At 74.0% G+C, this 20,275-nt stretch carries 1 protein-coding gene; it reads right to left on the reverse strand.

Annotated features, from left to right (window positions below; translation table 11 throughout):
• Positions 1 to 102 precede the first annotated feature (102 nt).
• Positions 103 to 20,265 carry a non-ribosomal peptide synthase/polyketide synthase gene (locus KGQ19_RS00080; protein WP_212006927.1) on the reverse strand — a complete coding sequence of 6,721 codons (20,163 nt, stop codon included), beginning with the start codon at positions 20,263 to 20,265 and terminating at the stop codon, positions 103 to 105.
• Positions 20,266 to 20,275: the final 10 nt, after the last annotated feature.

Genomic DNA, 20,275 nt, shown 5'->3' on the forward strand with positions numbered 1-20,275 from the left:
CTTCGCTGGGTTGTCGTCGCTGGTCGTCGGCACCGGTGGTCGGCACCGGTGGTCGGCACCGGTGGTCGGCACCGGTGGTCGGGCAGTCGGAGGGGAAAGGCGTCACCGGCCTCCTCGGGCGTGCCGGGCGATGTGCCGCAGGGCCTGGCCGAACTCCTCGGCCACCCGGCGCACGGTCGCCGTGTCGTGGACGGCGGGACGGTGGTGCCAGGTGAAGGCCAGGCGGCCGTCGCGGACCGCGCCCACCACCTCCACCAGGTGGGAACCGCCGTCGCGGGGGTCGTGGTCCTGGCCGAACGAACCGTGCTCGGTACGCACCAGACCGCTTTCGGGGTCCTGCGGCCGGGCGTCCCACTGGCCGAGGTAGTTGAAGACCACCTCGCCGTGCCCGGCGGCGCCGAGGCGCCGGCGGACCTCGGGCGGGCCGAAGGTGCGCAGAGCGCCGAAGCCCAGTCCGTTCCCCGGCACCATGCGCAGCTGGCGGCGCACCGATTTCACCAGAGACCGCCAGTCGCGGTCCGGACCGAGGTCGCCCGGAGCGGGCACGCGCACGGCGACCGGGTAGACGGTGGTGAACCAGCCGACCGTGCGGGACAGGTCCACGCCCTTCACCACCTCTTCGCGGCCGTGCCCTTCCAGGTCCAGGCGGACCAGGTCGTCCCCGCGCCAGCGGGCCAGCGCCAGGGCGAGGGCGGCCAGCAGCACGTCGTTGACGCGGGTTCGGTACGCCGCCGGGGCGGCGCGCAGCAGGGCAGTCGTGTCCTGCTCGCTCAGCTCGACGGTCACCGCCGCGGTCTCGGCGGGCGGAGCCGCCAGGAACTCGGCCGGCACGCCGGACTCGACGGCCGCCGCCTGCTCCCAATAGGGCAGCTCCTCGTCCAGACCGCCTTCGGCGACGTGCGCAGCCAGTCCCAGCGCCCAGTCGCGGAAGGAGGTGCCGCGCTCCCCGAGCGCGATCGGGTCGCCCTGCGCAGCCTGCTGATACGCGACCTCCAGGTCGTCGCGCAGCACGCGCCAGGAGACGGCGTCGACAACCAGGTGGTGGGCGACCAGCAGGAGGAAGACCGGCCGGTCGGGGTCGCCGCTGAACAGGGCCGCGCGCAGCAGCGGGCCGCGGGCCAGGTCGAAACCGGCGTGCAGGTCGTCGGCGGATTTCGCCATGGCCTCATCGGCCTGTTCCGGGGCGAGCCCGCTCAGGTCGTGGCAGATGAGGAGGTCGTCGGCGGGCGCCGGCGGCGGGTTGAACTGGTGCCAGTCCTCTGTGTCCCGGGTGAACCGCATGCGCAGCGCGTCATGGTGCTCCAGCAAGGCGTTCAGGGCCGCGCGCAGCGCGTGCGGGTCGCAGGTGCCGTCCAGCTCCAGCATCGTCGACTGGTTGAAGTGGTGGTGCGCCGTGCGCGGGGTGGTCAGGAACCACTCCTGGATCGGGGTCAGCGGCACCTCGCCGGTCGTGAAGCTGTCGCCGCCGTGCTGCGGCGCGTCGCGCACGACGGTGGCCAGCTCCGCCACCGTCTGGTGGCTGAACAGATCGCGGGTCGCCAGGTGCAGGCCGTCTCGGCGCAGCCGGGACACCACCTGCATGCTCAGGATGGAGTCGCCGCCCAGGACGAAGAAGTTGTCGTCGGCGCCGACCTCCTCCACGCCCAGCACGTCGCCCCAGATCCGGGCGATCCGGCGCTCGACGTCGGTGCGCGGTGCGACCCGCGGCCCGGCGACGGCCTGGACGGTTCCGGGATCGGGCAGCGCCGCCCGGTCGAGCTTGCCGTTCGGGGTGAGCGGCAGCCGGTCCAGCGGCACGAAGACCGACGGGATCATGTGCGGCGGCAGCAGATCGGCCAGCTGGGCGCGCAGTTCGGCGACCGGCACCCCGGCCGCCGGGGTCTCGGGATCGGCCGACTCCTGCGCCAAGACGACGTAGGCGACGAGCCGAGCGGGCCCGGCAGCCGTCCCGTCCCGCGTCCCGCCGTCGGACACGACGACGACCGCGTCGCGCACCAGCGGCCCGCGCCGCAGCGCGCTTTCGACCTCCCCCGGCTCGATCCGGAAGCCGCGCAGTTTGATCTGGTGGTCCGCGCGTCCGGCGAAGCGCAGGTCACCGTCGGCCTGCCGGCGCGCGAGGTCGCCGGTGCGGTACATGCGAGCGCCCGGGGCGCCGAAGGGGTCTGCCACGAACCGGGCGGCCGTCAGACCCGGGCGGCCCAGATAGCCGCGGGCCAGACCGGATCCGGCCAGGTACAGCTCCCCGATCACCCCAGGCGGGACCGGCCGCAGCGCGGCGTCCAGCAGATAGACGGCGGTGGTGCCGGCCGGGCCGCCGATCGGCGGCGTTCCCGCGCCCGCCGTCAGCGGGCCGGTCCACGTGCCGACCACGGTGGCCTCGGTGGGGCCGTAGGAGTTGATCATCCGGCGGCCCGGCGCCCAGAGGTCGACCAGGTCGGCCGGGCAGGCTTCGGCGCCGACGATCAGCGTCCGCAGCGCGGGCAACGCGCCGGCCGCCGCGGGGTCCACGGTGGCCAGCGCCCCCGGCGGGATCAGCGTGTGGCTGATCCGCCGCTGCGCGAGCACCTCGGCCAGTCGCTCGCCGACCAGCGGCCCCTCCTCGCCGGCGACCAGCGCGGCCCCGCTGAGCAGCGAGGCACACAGCTCCAGCACGGAGGCGTCGAAACTGGGGGAGGCGAACTGCAGCACCCGGTCGCCGGGGCCGGCCGCGTACTGCTCGGCGGCGGCCGCCGCGAAGCCGGCCAGTCCGCGGTGGGTCACCATCACGCCCTTGGGCGTCCCCGTCGAGCCGGAGGTGTAGATGACGTAGGCGGGGTGCGCCAGGGTGAGTGCGGTCGTGCGGTCGGCGTCGGTGGGCGCGCTCTGCGGGCCGTCCGCAACCCACACCTCGGCCGGGTCGTCGAGCACCAGGAAGGCACCCGAGTCGCGCACCATGAACTCCCGCCGCCGCACCGGATAGTCGGGATCCACCGGCAGGAAGGCGCCGCCGGCCTTGCTCACGGCGAGCTGCGCCACCACCGCCTCCGCCGCCCGCGGCAGCGCCAGAGCCACGATCCGCTCCGGACCGACTCCCTGGCCGATGAGCCGGTGGGCCAGCCGGTTGGCGGCCCGGTCCAGCTCGGCGTAGGTCAGCTCGCGCTCGCCGGCCAGCAGCGCCGGCGCGTCCGGCGTGCCGGCCGCCTGCCGTTCGAACAGCTCCGGCAGGGTCGCCTCGGCGACCGGGGCGAACGGGCCGCGGGCTTGGGCCAGGAGGGTCTTCAGCTCACTGTCGCCGGCCAGCGGCAGGGTGCCGATGGGCTGGTCGGGGTCTTCCGAGACGGCGGCCAGCAGGGTACTGAGCTGGTCGGCGATCCGCTCGGCGGTGGCCGCGTCGAACAGGTCCGCGTTGTAGGTGATCAGACCGTGCAGGGCTCCGGAGTCCGTCTCGGCGAACTCCAGGGTGAGGTCGAACGCTGCCTGGTCCACCTCGGTCTCGACGTCGGTGACCGCCAGGCCGGGCAGCTCCAGGTCGGCGCCCGGGGTGTTCTGCAGGACCACCATCACCTGGAACATCGGGGTGCGGCTGGTGTCACGGACCGGCTGTACTTCGTCCACCACCCGCTCGAACGGCACGTCCTGGTGGGCGAAGGCGTCCAGCACGGTCAGCCGCACACCGCCGAGGAAGTCGGTGAAGGACCGCCGCGCCTCGACCCGGGAGCGCAGAACCAGGGTGTTGACGAAGAACCCGACAAGATGCTGTGTCTCCGCCCGATCACGGCCGGAGGTCACGGTACCGACGGCGATGTCGGTGTCCCCGCTGAGCCGGGCGAGATACGCCTGGGTGGCGGCGACGAGCGTGGTGAACAGGGTGGCGCCCTGTTTCCGGCCGACTCCGGCCAGGCGGCGGGCGGTCTGGGCCGGAACCTCCAGGCGGGTGCTGGCGCCGTTCGCGGTGCGCACGGCGGGTCGGGGGCGGTCGGTGGGCAGGTGCAGCGGCTCGGTCCCGGCCAGCTGCTCCTTCCAGTAGGCGAGCTGGCCGTCAGTACCGGTGCCGGTGCCGGCACCAGCGCTAGTGCCGGAGCCGGAGCCGGAGCCGCTGGTCGAGCGCTGCCAGTGCGCGTAGTCGGCGTACTGCACCGCCAGCCGCGGCAGCGCGGGCTCGGCGGAGCCGAGTTCGGCGCGGTAGAAGTGCGCCAGGTCGGTCAGCAGGACCGAGGTCGACCAGCCGTCGGTGATGATGTGGTGCAGGTGGAACGCCAGCACATGATCGCCTTCGGCCAGCCGGATCAGGTCGGCGCGCAGCAGCGGTCCGCGGCGCAGATCGAAGGGACGGGCGCGTTCTTCGGCGAGCAGCAGGCGCAACGCCGGGTCCTGCTTGTCCTCGGGCAGTCCGGACAGGTCGTGGACCCGGGTCCGCACCGGGTGCGGCGGGTGGACGAGCTGGACGCCGTGCCCGTCGGCGCTGTCGAAGGTGGTGCGCAGCGACTCGTGCCGGGCCACCAGGGCGTCCAGGGCCGAGCCCAAGGCATCCAGGTCGAGCACGCCGCGCAGGCGCAGGGCGAGCGCGGTGACGTATTCGGTGCCGCCGGGCGCGAACTCCTCCAGGAACCACAGGCGCTGCTGGGCATACGACATCGGCGCGGAGCCCTGACGGGGGACCGGGACGATGGCCGGGCGCTCGGCGCCGGCCGACCCGTCCGGTCGGCCGAGTTCTTCGGTGAGCAGCCGGGCCAGCCCGGCCGGTGTGGGATGGGTGAACACGGCGCGCGGTGTCAGGTCGGTGCCGAACGCCTCGGCCAGCCGGGAGGCGAGCCGGATGCTGAGGATGGAGTCCCCGCCGAGGGCGAAGAAGCCGTCCTCGACGCTGGGCGGCGCGATGCCCAGTACCTCCCCGAAGACCTCCGCCGCGCGGCGCTCGGCCTCGGTACGCGGCGCGACCCGCGCGTGCGGGCCGGTGTCGCCGTCGGCGTCCGGAGCCGGCAACGCCGCACAGTCCACCTTCCCGTTGCGGTTCAGCGGGAGCGCGCCGAGCGGGATGAAGGCGGCGGGCACGAGGTAGTCCGGCAGGGCGTCGGCGGCGAAGTCCCGCAGCCCGGGCAGGTCCTGCCCCGCCGGGCCGACGACGTAGGCCACCAGCCGCTTGACGCCGGGCCGGTCCTGGCGGGCGATCACGGCGACGTCGGCGACGCCGGGGGCGCCCGCGAGCACAGCCGCCACCTCGCCGGGCTCCACCCGGAAGCCGCGGATCTTCACCTGCTCGTCGGTGCGGCCCAGGAACTCGACGGTCCCGTCCGGCCGCCGCCGGGCCAGGTCGCCGGTGCGGTACATCCGGGCTCCGGGCGGCCCGGCGGGGTCGGCCAGGAAACGCGCCGCGGTCTGGCCGGGCCGGCCCAGGTAGCCGCGCGCCAGGCCCTCCCCGGCCACGAACAACTCGCCCACGCAGCCCGGCGGGACCGGGCGCAGCGCGGCGTCCAGGACGTGCGCGCGCTTGTCGTCCAGGGGATGGCCGATCGGTACGGGGTCGGGCACCGCCCCCGGATCGGACAGGGCGAAGGAGGTCGCGAAGGTGGTGGTCTCGGTGGGACCGTAGCCGTTCACCACACTCAGATCCGGGCAGGCGGCCAGGACCCTGCGGACAGCGGCCGCGGGCACCACGTCACCGCCGGTCCACAGCCGGCGCAGGCCCGCGAAGCAGTCCGGCGCGTCCTGGGCCAGCAGCCGGAACAACCCGGCGGTGAGCCACAGCGCGGTCAGGGCACCGGTCCCGGCCAGCCGCCGCACCAACGCCGCGTCCACCGGCCCTTCAGGAGCGACGACCACGCAGCCGCCGGTGAGCAACGGCGCCCAGACTTCGAAGGTGGAAGCGTCGAAGGCCACCGGGGAGTGCAGCAGCACCTGGGCGCAGCTGCCGTCGGCGAAGCGGCTGTCGGTGGCCAGGGAGGCCACGTCGCGGTGCCGGACCGCCACCGCCTTGGGCTCGCCGGTGGAGCCCGAAGTGAACATCACGTAGGCGAGCTGGTCAGGGTCGGCCGGGGGCAAGGGCATCGCGGACGACGCATCCAGGTCTGTATCCGGATCGATGTCCGCGTCAGCGACCTGTTCGACGGTGAGCGACCGGCTGGCGCCCGCGAGGGCGAGCAGGGCGCGGCGGCGGTCCTCAGGAGCGCGGGCATCCACGGGCACGTAGACGCCGCCCGCCTTCAGCACGGCCAGCTGCGCGACGACGAGCTCAGCGCAGCGGTCCATCGGCAGCGCCACTCGGTCCTCCGCCGCCGAGCCGTCGGCCAGCAGTCGGGCGGCCAGGCGGTCCGACCACTGCGCGAGCTCGCGGTAGGACGTCTGGCGAGCGCCGTCGCGCAGCGCGACCGCGTCAGGGGTGCGACGCGCCTGCTCGGCGAAGACCTCCACCGGGCTGCGCGGGGCGACCGGCCGGGCCGTGGTCTGCCACGACGCCAGCAGAGCCCTGTCATCCGGGGTGAGCGGGTCCAGCTCGTCCAGCGTGCCGTCCAGACCGGCGGCCAGGGCGGTGAGCACGACGGTCAGGCGCTCCGCCGCGCGTTCCACGGTGGACCGGTCGAACAGCGCGGGGTCGTAGGCCAGGTCGAAGCCGAGCCGCTCGGCCAGTTGGACGCGCAGACACCAGGGGAACGTGGCGGCGTCGTCGGCCCGCACGTCCACCACGCCCACGCCGGTCCGGGCCGCTGCCGACTCGTCGACGGGATAGTTCTCGAAGACCACCATGCTGTCGAACAGCGTCTCGCCGGGAGGCAGCTCACTCAGGGCCTGGATCCGGGGCAGCGCCAGATGGTCGAAGGGACGGCCGTCGCTTTGCTGCTCCTGGAGGTCCCGCAGCCACCGCCGCACGTCGCCAGCCGGAATCCGAACCCTGGTCGGCACGGTGTTGATGAACATGCCGATCATCGCCTCCACCCCGGGCAGCTCGGCCGGGCGGCCGGAGACCGTGGTCCCGAAGACCACGTCATCGCTGCCGCTGTAGCGCGCCAGCAGCAGCGCCCAGGCACCTTCCAGCACAGTGTTGACGGTCAGTCCGGCGGCGGCCGCGGACTCCCGCAACCGCTGGGAGACCGCCTCGTCCAGCTCGTGGTGGACGGCTGAGGCGGACCGGGCCCGGTGCGCCTGCGCCGGCGAGCGGTCGTAGGGAAGCGGGGTGCGCGCGGTGAACCCGGCCAGGGCATCGGCCCAGTGGTCTTCGGCGGCGTTCTCGTCCTGGTCGGCCAGCCAGCGCAGGAAGTCCGCGAAGGGCCGGCGGACCGGCGGGCGCTGCTGAGGACCGCCGGTCAGGGCGGCGTACTGCTCGCAGACCTCTGTGAGCAGCTGCCCGGTGCTCCAGCCGTCGAGAATGAGGTGGTGGGTGGACCACAGCAGCAACAGCTCATCACCGGGCAGGGTGGCCAAGGTCAGGCGGGTGAGCGGCGCGGTCGTCAGGTCCATGCCGGCGGCACGGTCGGCGGCGAGCAGGAGATCGGTCTGCGCGGGCCACTGCTCGGATGGCAGGTGACGCCAGTCCAGGTAGGTGACGGGCACCTCGACGCGGTTGAGGACCATCTGGACCGGATGCGGCAGGCCGCGCCAGTGCACGGCGGTCCGCAGCGCCGGAGTACGGTCCGCGACCGCCTGCCAGGCCTCTGCGAACGCGCGCGGGTCGGCCACGCCGGACATCCGGACGGCGATCCGGTCGAAGTAGACACCCTCGTCGTCAACGAGGCCGTGGAAGAGCATCCCGGATTGCAGCGGCGTCAGCGGCAGGATGTCAGCGGCCTGACGCCCGTCGCCGACGAGCCCGTCCAGCTGCTCCTGAGCCAGCCCGGCCAGCGGGAAGTCGGACGGGGTGCGGCCGCCGGCGTCGGCGCGGGCGCAGTGCGCCACGATCTCGCGCAGGGCGGCGCACATCTGCTCGGCCAAGCGGCGGACGGTGTCCTCGTCGTAAACGGCCGGCGGGTAGGTCCAGCCCAGCTCCAAGCGGCCGCCCTGGACCACTCCCGTGATGTCGATCAGGGAGGGACGGGCTTCGTCGGGGTCGGTGTCGCGACCGGCCGGGGGCAGCGAGCCGCGATACAGCCCCTGCTCGTCGGCGCTTTCGGCGTCCCAGCGGCCGTGGTAGTTGAAGCCGATCTGCGGGCTCGGTGCACCGGCCAGAGCGCTGTCCGGCACCAGGTGCCGCAGCGCCCCGTAGCTGAGTCCGTGAAGCGGCACCGCGCGCAGCTGCTCCTTGACCGAGCGGAGAGTGTCGTGCCACCCGGCATCGGGAGCCACGCTCAACGCGAGCGGGAATTCGGCGGTGAACCAGCCCACCGTCCGGGACAGGTCCAGCTCGTCGAATAGGTCCTCCCGGCCGTGCCCTTCCACGCCGACCAGCACGGTCTCGCGCCCGCACCAGCGGGACAGGGTGCGTCCCAGCGCACTGAGAAGGACGTCGTTGACCTGGGTGCGGTAGACCTCGGGGACCTGCCGCAGGAGCGCGTCGGTCGTCTGCGCGTCCAGCGCGACGGTGACGGTGGCCGCGGTGCCGTGAGTGTTCGCCCCGAGCCGGCCGGCGGGCAGTTCGGCGGGGGCTGCGACGGCGCGCGTCCAGTACTCGGTGTCGGTGTCCAGTCCGCCGGAGCGGGTGTGCTGCTCCAGCCGGGCAGCCCAGCGACCGTAGGACGTGCCGACGCCGGGCAGTTCGGCGGATCCGCCGGCGCTGACCGCCCGGTACGCGGTCTCGAAATCGGCCAGCAGGATGCGCCAGGAGACGCCGTCCACGGCCAGGTGGTGGATGGTGATGACGAGTTGACCCGGCTGCTGCGGGCCGCGATCGAAGAAGAGCACGCGGACCATCCGACCGCCGACCGGATCAAGGTCGATCTGAGCCTGGTCGGTGGCGATCTGTACCGCCGCCTCCACGGCCGCGGGATCGAGGTCTGCGACGTCGCGCCATGTGAAGAGGCCGTCCGGCGCCTCGGCGAGCGCCTCCTGACGCCAGCCGGTTTCGGTGTGGTGCATCCGGGTGCGCAGCGCCGCGTGCCGGCGCACCAGAGCTTCGGCCGCCTGACGCAGGGCCGAGGAGTCGGTGCCGGGGGCCAGTTCCAGCCGCTGGGTCATCGTGAAGCGCAGCGGGTCGCCGGGGTGGCGGCCGTCGAGATACCAGTGCTGGATCGGGGTGAGCGGCGCTTCGGCGGGCGGGGTGCCGTCGTCGCCGTCCCGGGGCGCGGCCAGGGAGCCGGCCTGCAAGGCGAGTTCGGCGACGCTCTGGTACCGGAAGACGTCCTTGGTGGTCAGGGCGATCCCGGCGGCCCGGGCCCGGGAGACGATCTGGATGCTCAGGATGGAGTCGCCGCCGAGCGCGAAGAAGTTGTCGTGCGCGCCGACCCGGGCCACCCCCAGCACCTCGGCCCAGATCTCAGCGAGCTGTTCCTCGGTCCCGGTCCGCGGCGCCACGTACTCGCTGCCGCTGTCGGGCTGGGTGTCCGGGGCGGGCAGCGCGCGCCGGTCGGTCTTGCCGCCGGAGGTGCGCGGGATCCGGTCCAGCGCGACGAAGGCGGCGGGCACCATGTAGTCCGGCAGCGTCCGTCGCAGCCGGACCCGCAGTTCCTCGGCGGGCGCGATCCGCTCTCCGGCGGGCACCAGGTAGCCGACCAGCATCGGGCGGCCCGCGTGTTCGCGCACGACGACCACGGCCTCGGCGACGTCCGGATGGCCGAGCAGGGCGGCCTCCACCTCGCCGGGCTCGATCCGGAACCCGCGGATCTTGACCTGCTCGTCGGCCCGGCCGAGCACTTCCAGCAGTCCGCCCGCGTCCCAGCGGGCGCGGTCGCCGGTGCGGTACATCCGCTCCCCCGCCGAGCCGAACGGATCGGCCGGGAAGCGGGCGGCGGTCAGACCCGGCTGGTTCAGATAGCCGCGGGCCACCTGGGCACCGGCCAGGTACAACTCCCCCGGCAGGCCGGGCGGTACCGGCTGCAGCGCGTCGTCGAGCACATAGGCCCGCAGGTTGCGGCCGGGGCGGCCGACGACCGGACGGTCGGGCCGGTCCGCACACGGTCCGTAGAAGGCGTCCACGGTGCACTCGGTGGGCCCGTAGACGTTGTAGGCGGCCACCCCGAGGTCGCGCTGCGCGGCGCACAACTCCCGCCAGACATCGCCGGGGACCGCCTCGCCGCCCACCATCAACAGCCGTGGACGGTGGCGGTCCGGCGCGAGGAGCCCGGCGGCGAGGAGTTCGCGCAGATAGGAGGGGGTGACGTTGACGACGTCCAGGCGGCGTTCGGCGATCAGGGCGCAGAACGCCTCCGGGTCCAGGCGGACGTCCTCGTCGATGAGGTGGACTTCCTGGCCCAGCGCGAGCAGCAGCGGGCCCTCCCAGCTGGTGTCGAAGGAGAACGCGGCGCTGAGCGCCATGCGCAGCCTTCCGTCGGCCGGGTGTGGCGCGAAAAGCCCGGCTCCGTGGTCCCGGCAGAGGTTGACCAGCTGGCGGTGCTCCACCGCGACGCCCTTGGGCCGCCCCGTCGAGCCGGAGGTGTAGATGATGTACGCGGTGTGCTGCGGCAGCAGCGGACGCGTCCGGTCGGCATCGGTGAGGTCGCCGCCCGGCAGCCGGTCCCACGGCACCTCGCGCAGGTCGTCAACCGTCAGCAGCAGCTTCGGGCGGGCGTCGGCCATCAGGAGATCGGCCCGCTCCGCCGGCAGTTCCGGATCCAGGCAGAGCACTGTGGCGCCCGCCTTGAGCACCGCGAACAGGGCCACCATGGCGTCGGAGACGCGCGGCAGCCGGATCGCCACCACGTCCTCCGGCCCGGCGCCTCCCGCAACGAGGTGCCGGGCAAGCCGGTTGGCCCGCTCGTTCAGGGCGGCGTAGTCCAAGGTGGCGTCCCGGGCCACCAGCGCGGTGGTGTGCGGGCTCCGGGCTGCTTGTTCCTCGAACAGGGCGGTGAAGACGGTGTCCGCCACCGGCAGTGACTCGCCCAGCCCCGACCGGAGTGCCTGGCGCCGTTCGTCGGCGGTGGTCAGCGGCAGAGCGCCGACGGCGCGCGCCGGGTCCTCCGCCACGGCCGCCAGCAGGGTCCGTAGACAGCCGGTCAGGCGCTCGGCGGTCGCCTCGTCGAACAGACCGGTGCTGTATTCCAGGTAGCCGGTCAGGCCGCCCTCATCTTCAACGAAGTCGAAGGAGAGGTCGAAGGTGGCGTTGTGGATGGGCGGGGTCACCGGCGCCACCCGCAGGCCGGGCAGGTGCGGCACCTCGGCGCCCAGGTTGTGCAGGGCCACCATGACCTGGAACAGCGGGGTGCGGCTGGTGTCCCGCTCGGGCTGGACGGCATCGACCACCCGCTCGAAGGGCACCTCCTGGTGGGCGAGCGCGGTCAGGAAGGTCTCGCGCGTCTCGGCCAGCAGCTCGCGGAACGGCTGGTCCGGGCGCACGGTGCCGCGCAGGACCAGGGTGTTGACGAACATGCCCACCACGTCGTGGAGCTCGGGCCGCTCCCGGCCGGCGGTCACGGTGCCCACGGCGATGTCCTGTTCGCCGGACCAGCGGGCCAGCAGAACCTGACAGGCCGTCAGCAATGTCACGAACAGGGTGGCGTCGGCCTCCCTGCCGCGCTCGCGCAGCCGTCCGGTGAGCGCGGCGGGCAAGGTGAAGGCGGCCAGCGCACCCTCGCGGGTGCGGACGGCCGGGCGCGGCCGGTCGGTGGGCAGTTCCAGCGGGGGAACGCCGTCCAGGGCCCCGCGCCAGTAGGCGAGGTCGGCTTCGGCGCGGTCGGTGCGGCCGCGCTGCCAGGCGGCGTAGTCGGTGTAGCGCACGGGCAGCGCGGGCAGGTCGGGGCGGCGGCGCTCGCAGGCTGCCGCGTACAGCTCTCCCAGGTCCCGGCCGAGGACGCCCATCGACCAGCCGTCGGTGGCGATGTGGTGCATGGCCAGGATGAGCACGTGCTCCTCGGGCGCCGAGCGCACCAGCCGGGCCCGGAACAGCGGCCCGGTGGCCAGGTCGAACGGGGTGGCGGCCAGGCGTTCCAGCAAGGCGTCCAAGGCTGCCGGAGATTCCCCGGCGAGATCGTCCACGGCCAGCTCGACCCGCCGCGGCCGGTGCACGACCTGCCGCGGGTGGCCGTCGCGCTCGCTGAAGGTGGTTCGCAGTGCCTCGTGCCGTTCCACCAGGCCGTCCAGAGCGGTGCGCAGGGCGGGCTCGTCCAGGTCTCCGTGCAAGCGCAGCACGGACATGGTGGTGTACTCGGTGCTGCCCGGCTCGAAGCGGTCGAGGAACCACAGCCGCTGCTGCGCGTAGGACAGCGGCGGCTCGGTGTCCGGCTCGGTGTTCGGGTCAGTGTCCTGGTCCGCGGCGGGGATGGCGTCGGCCGACACCTCCGGATCGCCGACCGGCTCGCCCAGGGCGGCAGCCAGATCGGCCAGCCTGGCGTGGGTGAACAGCAGCCGCGGTGAGACGTCGGTGCCGAACGCCGCGCGCAGCCGGGAGATGACGCGGATGGCGAGGATGGAGTCCCCGCCGAGGGCGAAGAAGTCGTCTTCGATGCCGATCTCGCCGGTGTCCAGGACGTCCGCCCAGGCGGCGGCCACCAGCCGCTCGGCCGGGGTGCGCGGCGCCGTGCGCTCGCCGTCGACCGCGAAGCCCTCCGGCCCGGGTACCGGCAGCGCGCGCCGGTCGAGCTTGCCGTTGACGGTGAGCGGCAGGGCCGGCACCGGGACGTAGGCGGCGGGCACCATGTACGCGGGCAGCAGCCGCTCCAGGTGGGCGCGCAGCTCTGCGGCGGACGGCGGTGCGGAGGAGCTGGTCGCGCCGACGACGTGGGCCACCAGTCGGCGGGTGCCGGAGGCGTCCTGATACACGCCGACGGCGGCGGCGCCCACGCCCGGGTGGGTGTGCAGGGCGGCCTCGATCTCGCCGGGCTCGATGCGGTAGCCCCGGATCTTCACCTGCTGGTCGGCCCGGCCCAGGTATTCCAGGGTGCCGTCAGTGCGCCGGCGGACCCGGTCGCCGGTGCGGTACATGCGGGTACCGGGACGGCCGAAGGGGTCGGCGAGGAAGCGGGTGGCGGTCAGGCCCGGCCGGTTCAGGTAGCCGCGGGCCAGGCCCTCCCCGGCCACGTACAACTCGCCCACGGCGCCGGCGGGCAGCGGGATCAGGTCGGCGTCGAGCACGTACAGGCGCAGGTCGGGGATGCCGGTGCCGATCGGTCCGGGACCTGCTGCGAGCGCCGTGGCGCGCACCAGAGCGGCCCAGGTGACGTGCACGGTCGTCTCGGTGATGCCGTACATGTTCACCAGGCGCGGCGCGGTGTCCGGGTGGCGGTCATACCAGTCGGCGAGCCGCGCCACGTCCAGCGCCTCGCCGCCGAAGACCACCGTGCGCAGGGCCAGCCGGTCGCCGAGCTCCGGGTGTTCGGCGTCCGCACGCACCAGCGGGTAGAACGCCGACGGGGTCTGATTCAGGACGGTGACCTGCTCGTCGGCGAGCAGTCGCAGGAAGTCCTCCGGGGAGCGGGCGGTGTCGTCGGGCACGACGACGAGCCGGCCGCCGTGCAGCAGCGGTCCCCACAGCTCCCAGACCGAGAAGTCGAAGGTGTAGGAGTGGAACAGGGTCCAGACATCCTCGGCGCCGAAGCCGAACCACTGCTCGGTCTGCTCGAAGAGCCGCACCACGTTGGCGTGCGGGATCACGACGCCCTTGGGCCGCCCGGTGGAGCCGGAGGTGAAGATGGCGTAGGCGGGGGTGTCGGGCAGCGGGCGGTGGGCCGGGTCCGGTCCGGTGGATGGACGGCGCGCGAGGTCGTCGCGGACGTCGGCGTCGCCGAGAGGCAGGACGGGCACGCCGGTCGCTGCGCCAGCCGCGCTCGCCGTAGCGTCGTCGCTGAGCGTCACCAGTGCGACCGGCTCGGCGTCTTGCAGCAGCCGGCCGATGCGTTCGGCGGGCAGCGCGGGGTCGATGGGCAGATAGGCGGCGCCGGTCTTGAGCACGGCGAGGATGGCGACCACCAGATCGACCGAGCGGGGCAGCGCCAGCGCCACGAACCGTTCGGCGCGGGCGCCGAGTTCGGCCAGGCGGTGCGCGAGTCGGTTGGCGCGCGCGTCCAGCGTGGCGTAGTCGATGCGCTCGTCGCCGTAGCTGACCGCCTCAGCGTGCGGGGTGCGTGCGGCCTGCGCCTCGAAGAGGTCTACCAAGGTGCGGTCGGGGCGGCCCTGCGCGTCGCCGTCGCCGTCGACGCCGCGAGCGCTTTGGCTGTCGGCCAGTATTCGCCGGCGTTCCTCGGCGGTCGTCCACGCCAGGTCGCGCAGCGGACGGTCCAGATCTCGGGCCAGCTCGGTGAACAGCAGGCAGAGGCGGTCGGCGAGGGTGCGCACGGTCGCGGCGTCGAACAGCTCCGGATCGTAGGCGAGGTCGAAGCCGAACCGCTCTTGCTGATAGGCGCGCAGCACCAGCGCGAAGTTGGTGGCGTCGCGGGAGGAGACCTCGGCCAGGCGCACCCCGGAGTCGGCCGTGGCCTGGTCGAAGGGGTAGTTCTCGAAGGCCACCATGCTGTCGAACAGCGCGCTGCCGGAGGGCACCTCGGCCATGGCGGTCAGTTCGGCCAGCGAGACCGCGGCGAAGCGCCGGGCCTCGGCCTGCGCCTGTTGCAGGTCCCTGAGCCAGGCGGCGGCGGTGCGGTCGCCGTCCAGCCGGACCCGGGTCGGCAGGGTGTTGATGAACATGCCGATCATCGACTCGGCGCCCGGCAGGTCGTCGGGACGTCCGGAGACGGTGGTCCCGAACACCACGTCCGGTTCGCCGCTGTAGCGGGACAGCAACAGCGCCCAGGCGCCCTGGACCAGGGTGCCGAGGGTCAGCCCGGCCTGCCGGGCGGTGCGGGCCAGTTGCCGCGACTCCTGCTCGGACAGCCCGGCGGCGTGCACGGCCGCCGAACGGTTTCGGTGGACCCCGCGCGCGAACCGGTCGGCGGGCAGCGGCGTGGCGTCGGCGAAGCCGTCCAGGACGCCCCGCCAGTGGCCGCGGGCGGCCTCGACGTCCTGCTCGGCGAGCCAGCGCACGTATTCGCCGAAGGGCCGGCGGACCTCAGGCCGGGCCGGGGCGCCGGTGGTCAGCGCCGCGTACTCCTGGAAGACGTCGGTGAGTACCTGGGCCAGGCTCCAGCCGTCCAGGATCAGGTGGTGGGAGGTCCACAGCAAGTGCAGGCGTGCTTCGGGGAGCTGGATCAGGGTGAGCCGCATCAGGGGCGCGGTTCCGGTGTCCAGACCCAGCGCGAGGTCCTCGGCGTGCAGCCGGTCCAGCTGTGCGGCGCGCTCGGCCGGGCTCGCCGCGCGCAGGTCGATGTGGGTCACCGGGACCCGGACGGAGCGGTGCACGACCTGAAGCGGTACGGGGACGCCCTCCCACACCACCGAGGTGCGCAGGGCGGGCGTGCGGTCGGCCACCCGCTGCCAGGCGGCGGCGAAGGCGTGCGGGTCGGCCACGCCGTCCAGGAGCAGCGCGGCCTGATCGACGTACACGTCGTCCGCGCCGCCGACCAGGCGATGAAAGAGCATGCCCTCCTGGAGCGGGGTGAGCGGCAGCAGGTCGTCCACGTCCCGCCCGTCGCCGGCCACCCGGTCCACACCGGCCTGGTCCAGGCGGGCCAGCGGGAAGTCGGACGGGGTGCGTCCGCCGGCGCCGGGGCGGTCGCAGTGCTCGACGATGGCGGCCAGCGCGCCGGACATGGCGTCCGCCACGCGTTGGACGGTCGGCGCCTCGTGCACCTGGTCGCTGTAGTGCCAGGTGATCTCCAGCTCGCCGTCAGCCACCACGGCCGAGATGTCCAGGAGGTGGTCCAGCGGCTCGTCCGGGGCGATGTCCCGGCCCAAAGTCCGGCCGGCGGGAGCGAAGTCCCCGTCCTGCGATGCTGCCCACTGCCCGTGGTAGTTGAAGGACACCTGGGGCAGCGGCACGTCGCCCAGGGCCCGGGCGGACGGCTCGGGCGAGCCGAGGCGGGCCAGCGCCTCGTAGCTCAGACCGCGCCGGGGCACGGCCCGCAGCCGCTCCTTGGTCTGCTTCAAGGTGGTGGCCCAGTCCGGTGCGCCGGCCGGGCCCGCCGGGGTCAGGGTGACAGGGTACTGACTGGTGAACCAGCCGACGGTGCGGGACAGGTCGAGCTCGGGGGCGGAGGAGCCGCCGAGGTCTTCGCGGCCGTGGCCCTCCAGGACGACGCTCACCGCTTCGCTGCCGATCCAGTCGGCGAGCGCCCGGCCCAGGGCGCTGAGCAGCACATCGCCGATCTGAGTGTGGTAGATCCCTGGGACCCGGCGCAGCAGCGCCTCGGTGGTGGCCCGGTCCAGGCGGGTCTGGACGGTGCGCACGGAGCCGGCGAGCGGGACGCCGGGGCGGTCGACGGGCAGCGGGGTCCGCGGGGTCAGCGCTTCGGCGGTCCAGTGGGGCAGGTCTGCGTCGAGGTCCCCGGCGCGCACCCGCTCGGAGAGGTAGCGGGCCCAGTCGGTGAAGGCGGTGGGCTCCGGCTCGGCCGGCGCGGTGTCGCGGTAGGCCAGGGCCAGGTCGGCCAGGAGCACGCGCCAGGAGACGCTGTCCACGGCCAGGTGGTGGGCGGTCAGGAAGAGCTGAGGTCGGGCTTCGCCGACCGGGAGAAGGAGAGCCGCGCGCAGCAGTGCTCCGGTGGCCGGGTCGAGGGCGGCGCGGGCAGTGGTGGCAGCTTGGAGGGCGGCGGCTTGTGCAGTGGTAGGGGCAGCGTCGGCGGCAGCGGTGTCGGCGGCAGCGGCTGCGTCGGCGACTTCGGTGTCTGCGATATCCGCACCGATCGCGGCCAGGTCGTGGCGCGTCAGCAATCCATCGATCGGCCCGGCAACCGGCTCCTGTCGCCAGCCCTCATCGCCCCGCGTGAACCGGGTGCGCAGCGCCGGGTGCGCGGCCACCACCGTCCGCAGCGCCTGCTCCAGCGCCGCCTCGTCGAGGTCGCGCGGCAGATCGAGCAGCATTGACATGCTGAAGTGGCGCAGCGGACCGTGCGTGGCGAAGAACCACTCCTGGACCGGGGTCAGCGGCGCGGGACCGGCGTCGTGGTGGAGCGGTGCCGCGGTCGGGGCGTTGGGGCGGTGCTCCACCGCGGCGGCGAGGTCGGCGACGGTCTGGTGCCGGAACACGTCGGCCGAGCTGAGGCGCAGGCCCGCGGCCCGGGCTCGGGAGACGGCCTGGATGCTGAGGATCGAGTCGCCGCCCAGCTCGAAGAAGTTGTCCGTGACGCCCACCCGGCTCACGCCGAGCACGTCGGCCCAGATGCCGGCCAGGATCTCCTCTTGCGGCGTGCGGGGGGCGACGAATTCGCGCTGCCCGCCCTCCGCTTCGAGGTCGGGCGCGGGCAGGGCGCGGCGGTCGAGCTTGCCGCTGGTGGTGAGTGGCAGTGCGGCGACAGGCGTGAACGATGACGGCACCATGTGGTCCGGCAGCACGCGCCGCAGCGCCGCCCGCAGCTCGGCCGACGGCGGCACGGCGTTGGCGGGAGCCGGCACCACATAAGCCGCGAGCCGCGCCTGCCCATGCGCGTCCGGGACGGCCACGACCGCCGCCGTGCCGACCTCCGGCAGGTCCAGCAACGCCGCCTCGACCTCGCCCGGTTCGATGCGGTGACCACGCACCTTGACTTGATCGTCGGCGCGCCCCAGGTAGTCCAGGCGGCCGTCCGCGGTCCAGCGGGCCAGATCGCCCGTGCGGTACATCCGGGTGCCGGGCGCCCCGAACGGATCGGCCGGGAAGCGGGCGGCGGTCAGGCCGGGGCGGCCGGCGTAGCCGCGGGCGACCTGCTCGCCGGCCAGGTACAGCTCGCCGCCGACGCCGGGCGGTACCGGCCGGTACCGGGTGTCCAGGACGTAGGCCCGGACGTTGGGCAGCGGCGGGCCCAGCAGCGGCCGGTCGGCGTCCGCGACGCGGCAGGACAGCGCGTCGACGGTGCACTCGGTCGGGCCGTAGAAGTTGTAGACGGCCACCTCGGGGTGTCCGGCGAGCTCGCGCCACAAGCCGGCGCCGACCGCCTCGCCGCCGAGCATCAGGACCCGCGGACGGTGCCGCGGGTCGGTGAGCAGCCCGGCGGGCAGCAGTTGCCCGAGGTAGGAGGGGGTCACGTCGAGGAAGTCGACGCGGTGCCGGACCACGTACTCGACCAGCGCGGCCGGGTCCATCCGGGTCGCCTCGTCCACCAGGTGCAGCCGGTGGCCGTCGGCCATCAGCAGCACGCCTTCCAGCGAGGTGTCGAAGGAGAAGGACGCGGTCAGCGCCACCCGCAGCGGCCCGCCGCCGGCGTCGGCGACGAAACCGGTCCGGTGGGTGGCCAGCAGGTGGATCGCCGAGCGGTGCGAGACCGCGACGCCCTTGGGGCGGCCGGTGGAGCCGGAGGTGTAGATGACGTAGGCGACGTTCGCCGAGTCCAGTGGCGCAAGCCGGTCGGCGTCGACGGGATCGGTGTCCGGGCACTGGGCCGGGACCGCACGCAGCACGCTCTCGTCCAGGACCAGCGCCGGTTGGGCGTCGTCCAACAGATACCGGACCCGCTCGTCCGGCAGCGCGGGGTCCAGCGGCAGGTAGCCGGCACCGGACTTCCAGACCGCCAGGATCGCCACGATCATGTCGGCGGTGCGCGGCAGTCGCAGCGCGACCAGCCGTTCGGGACCGGCGCCCAGGCCGATCAGGTGGTGGGCGAGCCGGTTGGCGCGGGTGTTGAGCGTCGCGTAGTCCAGCCGCTCCTCCCCGGCGACCAGGGCCACAGCGTCCGGGGTCGAGGCGGCCCGGCGTTGGAAGGCTTCCGGATAGGTGATGTCTTCGACGGGAAGCACGCGGGCGTTCCAGTCCTGCGTCACCTGGCGTGCCTGCGCGTCAGAGAGCAGATTCAGCGTGCCCAGCGGCCGGTCCGGCTCGGCGGCGGCGCCGCCCAGCAGACGCAGCAGCTGGTCGGCCATCCGCTCCGGGGTGGCTGCGTCGAACAGATCGCCGCGGTACTCCAGCAGCCCCGTCAGCCCGTCCCCGTCGGGCACGAACTCCACGCTCAGGTCAAAGGTGGAAGCCTGCCTGGGGATGGCGACCGGGGAGACTTGCAGCCCGTGCGGGGCGGTGGCGGCCGGCGGGGAGGGATGCAGCAGGACCATGACATCGAACAGCGGGTTGCGACCGGCCTCGCGCGGGGCGTTCACCGCCTCCACCAAGCGCTCGAAGGGCGTGTCACCGTACGCGAAGGAGTCGTTGACGGTGGCGGCCGTGGCGGTCAGCAGATCGCGGAAGGAGCCCGACGGCTGCACCGGCGTGCGCAGCGCCACCGTGTTGACGAAGCAGCCGACAGCCCGTTCCAGATCGGTCCGGGACCGCCCCGGCGTCAGCGAGCCGACGGTCACGTCGTCCTGTCCGGACCAGCGGGCCAGCAGCGCCTGGGTCGCGGCGACCAGCACGGTGTAGAGCGTGGTGTGCTGCCCGGTGGCCAGCACGCGCAGCCGGGCGGTCAGCTGGGCGGGGACGGAGAAGGCGTGGACCGCCCCCGGTCCGGCCTCCTCGCCGCACCGCGGGTGGTCCAAGGGCAGTTCCGGGGCCACCGCGCCGGCCAGCTGGTCCTTCCAGTAGGCGAGCTGCTTCTCCGCCCGGGCGCCTGAGAGCTGCGCACGCTGCCACGCCGCGAAGTCCGGGTACTGCGTCGCCACCGGCGGCAGGTCCGGCGCCGCGCCCCGGGCCAGAGCGTCGTAGGCGGTGCACAGCTCCTCCAGCACCACACCCATCGACCAGCCGTCGGTGACGATGTGGTGCGCGGTCAGCAGCAGGACGTGCGCGGTGTCCGACTCCCGGACCAGCAGGGCCCGCAGGGGCGGTCCCTGGTGCAGGTCGAAGGGGCGCGAGTACTCCGCCAGCAGCACCGTCTCGATGTCCTGCGACGTGGTCAGGTCCTGAACCGGCAGCGGCACCGGCCCGGTCGGCCCCACGATCTGTGCCAGCCGGCCGTCGGTCTCCTCGAACGTGGTCCGCAGCGCCTCGTGCCGGCCCACGACCACGGTCAGGGCCTCGGCCAGCGCCCGGCGGTCCAGCGTCCCGGTGAACCGCACCGCGACGGCGCTGTTGTAGCGGGAGTCCCCGGGCCGCAGCTGGTCCAGGAACCACAGGCGCTGCTGGACGAAGGACAGCGGCAGCGGGCCCGAGCGGTCGGCGCGCGGGATGGACCGGGCGGCAGTGGCCGCCGCGCCGCCGGCCCGTCCGGCCAGCCGGCGGCGCAGCGCCTCCTGCAGGTCGGCGGGCAGGGCGGCGGCGCGGTCTTGCTCAGAAGCCGTCATGGTCGTCGGG

Origin of the sequence: Catenulispora pinistramenti, from assembly GCF_018274385.1 — a bacterium.
In the GTDB taxonomy this organism is placed as follows: Bacteria; Actinomycetota; Actinomycetes; order Streptomycetales; family Catenulisporaceae; genus Catenulispora; species Catenulispora pinistramenti.

What these genes read in the sequence shown, in the direction of transcription:
- KGQ19_RS00080 (WP_212006927.1), bottom strand. Translation starts at nt 20,265, where the DNA reads ATGACGGCTTCTGAGCAAGACCGCGCCGCCGCCCTGCCCGCCGACCTG.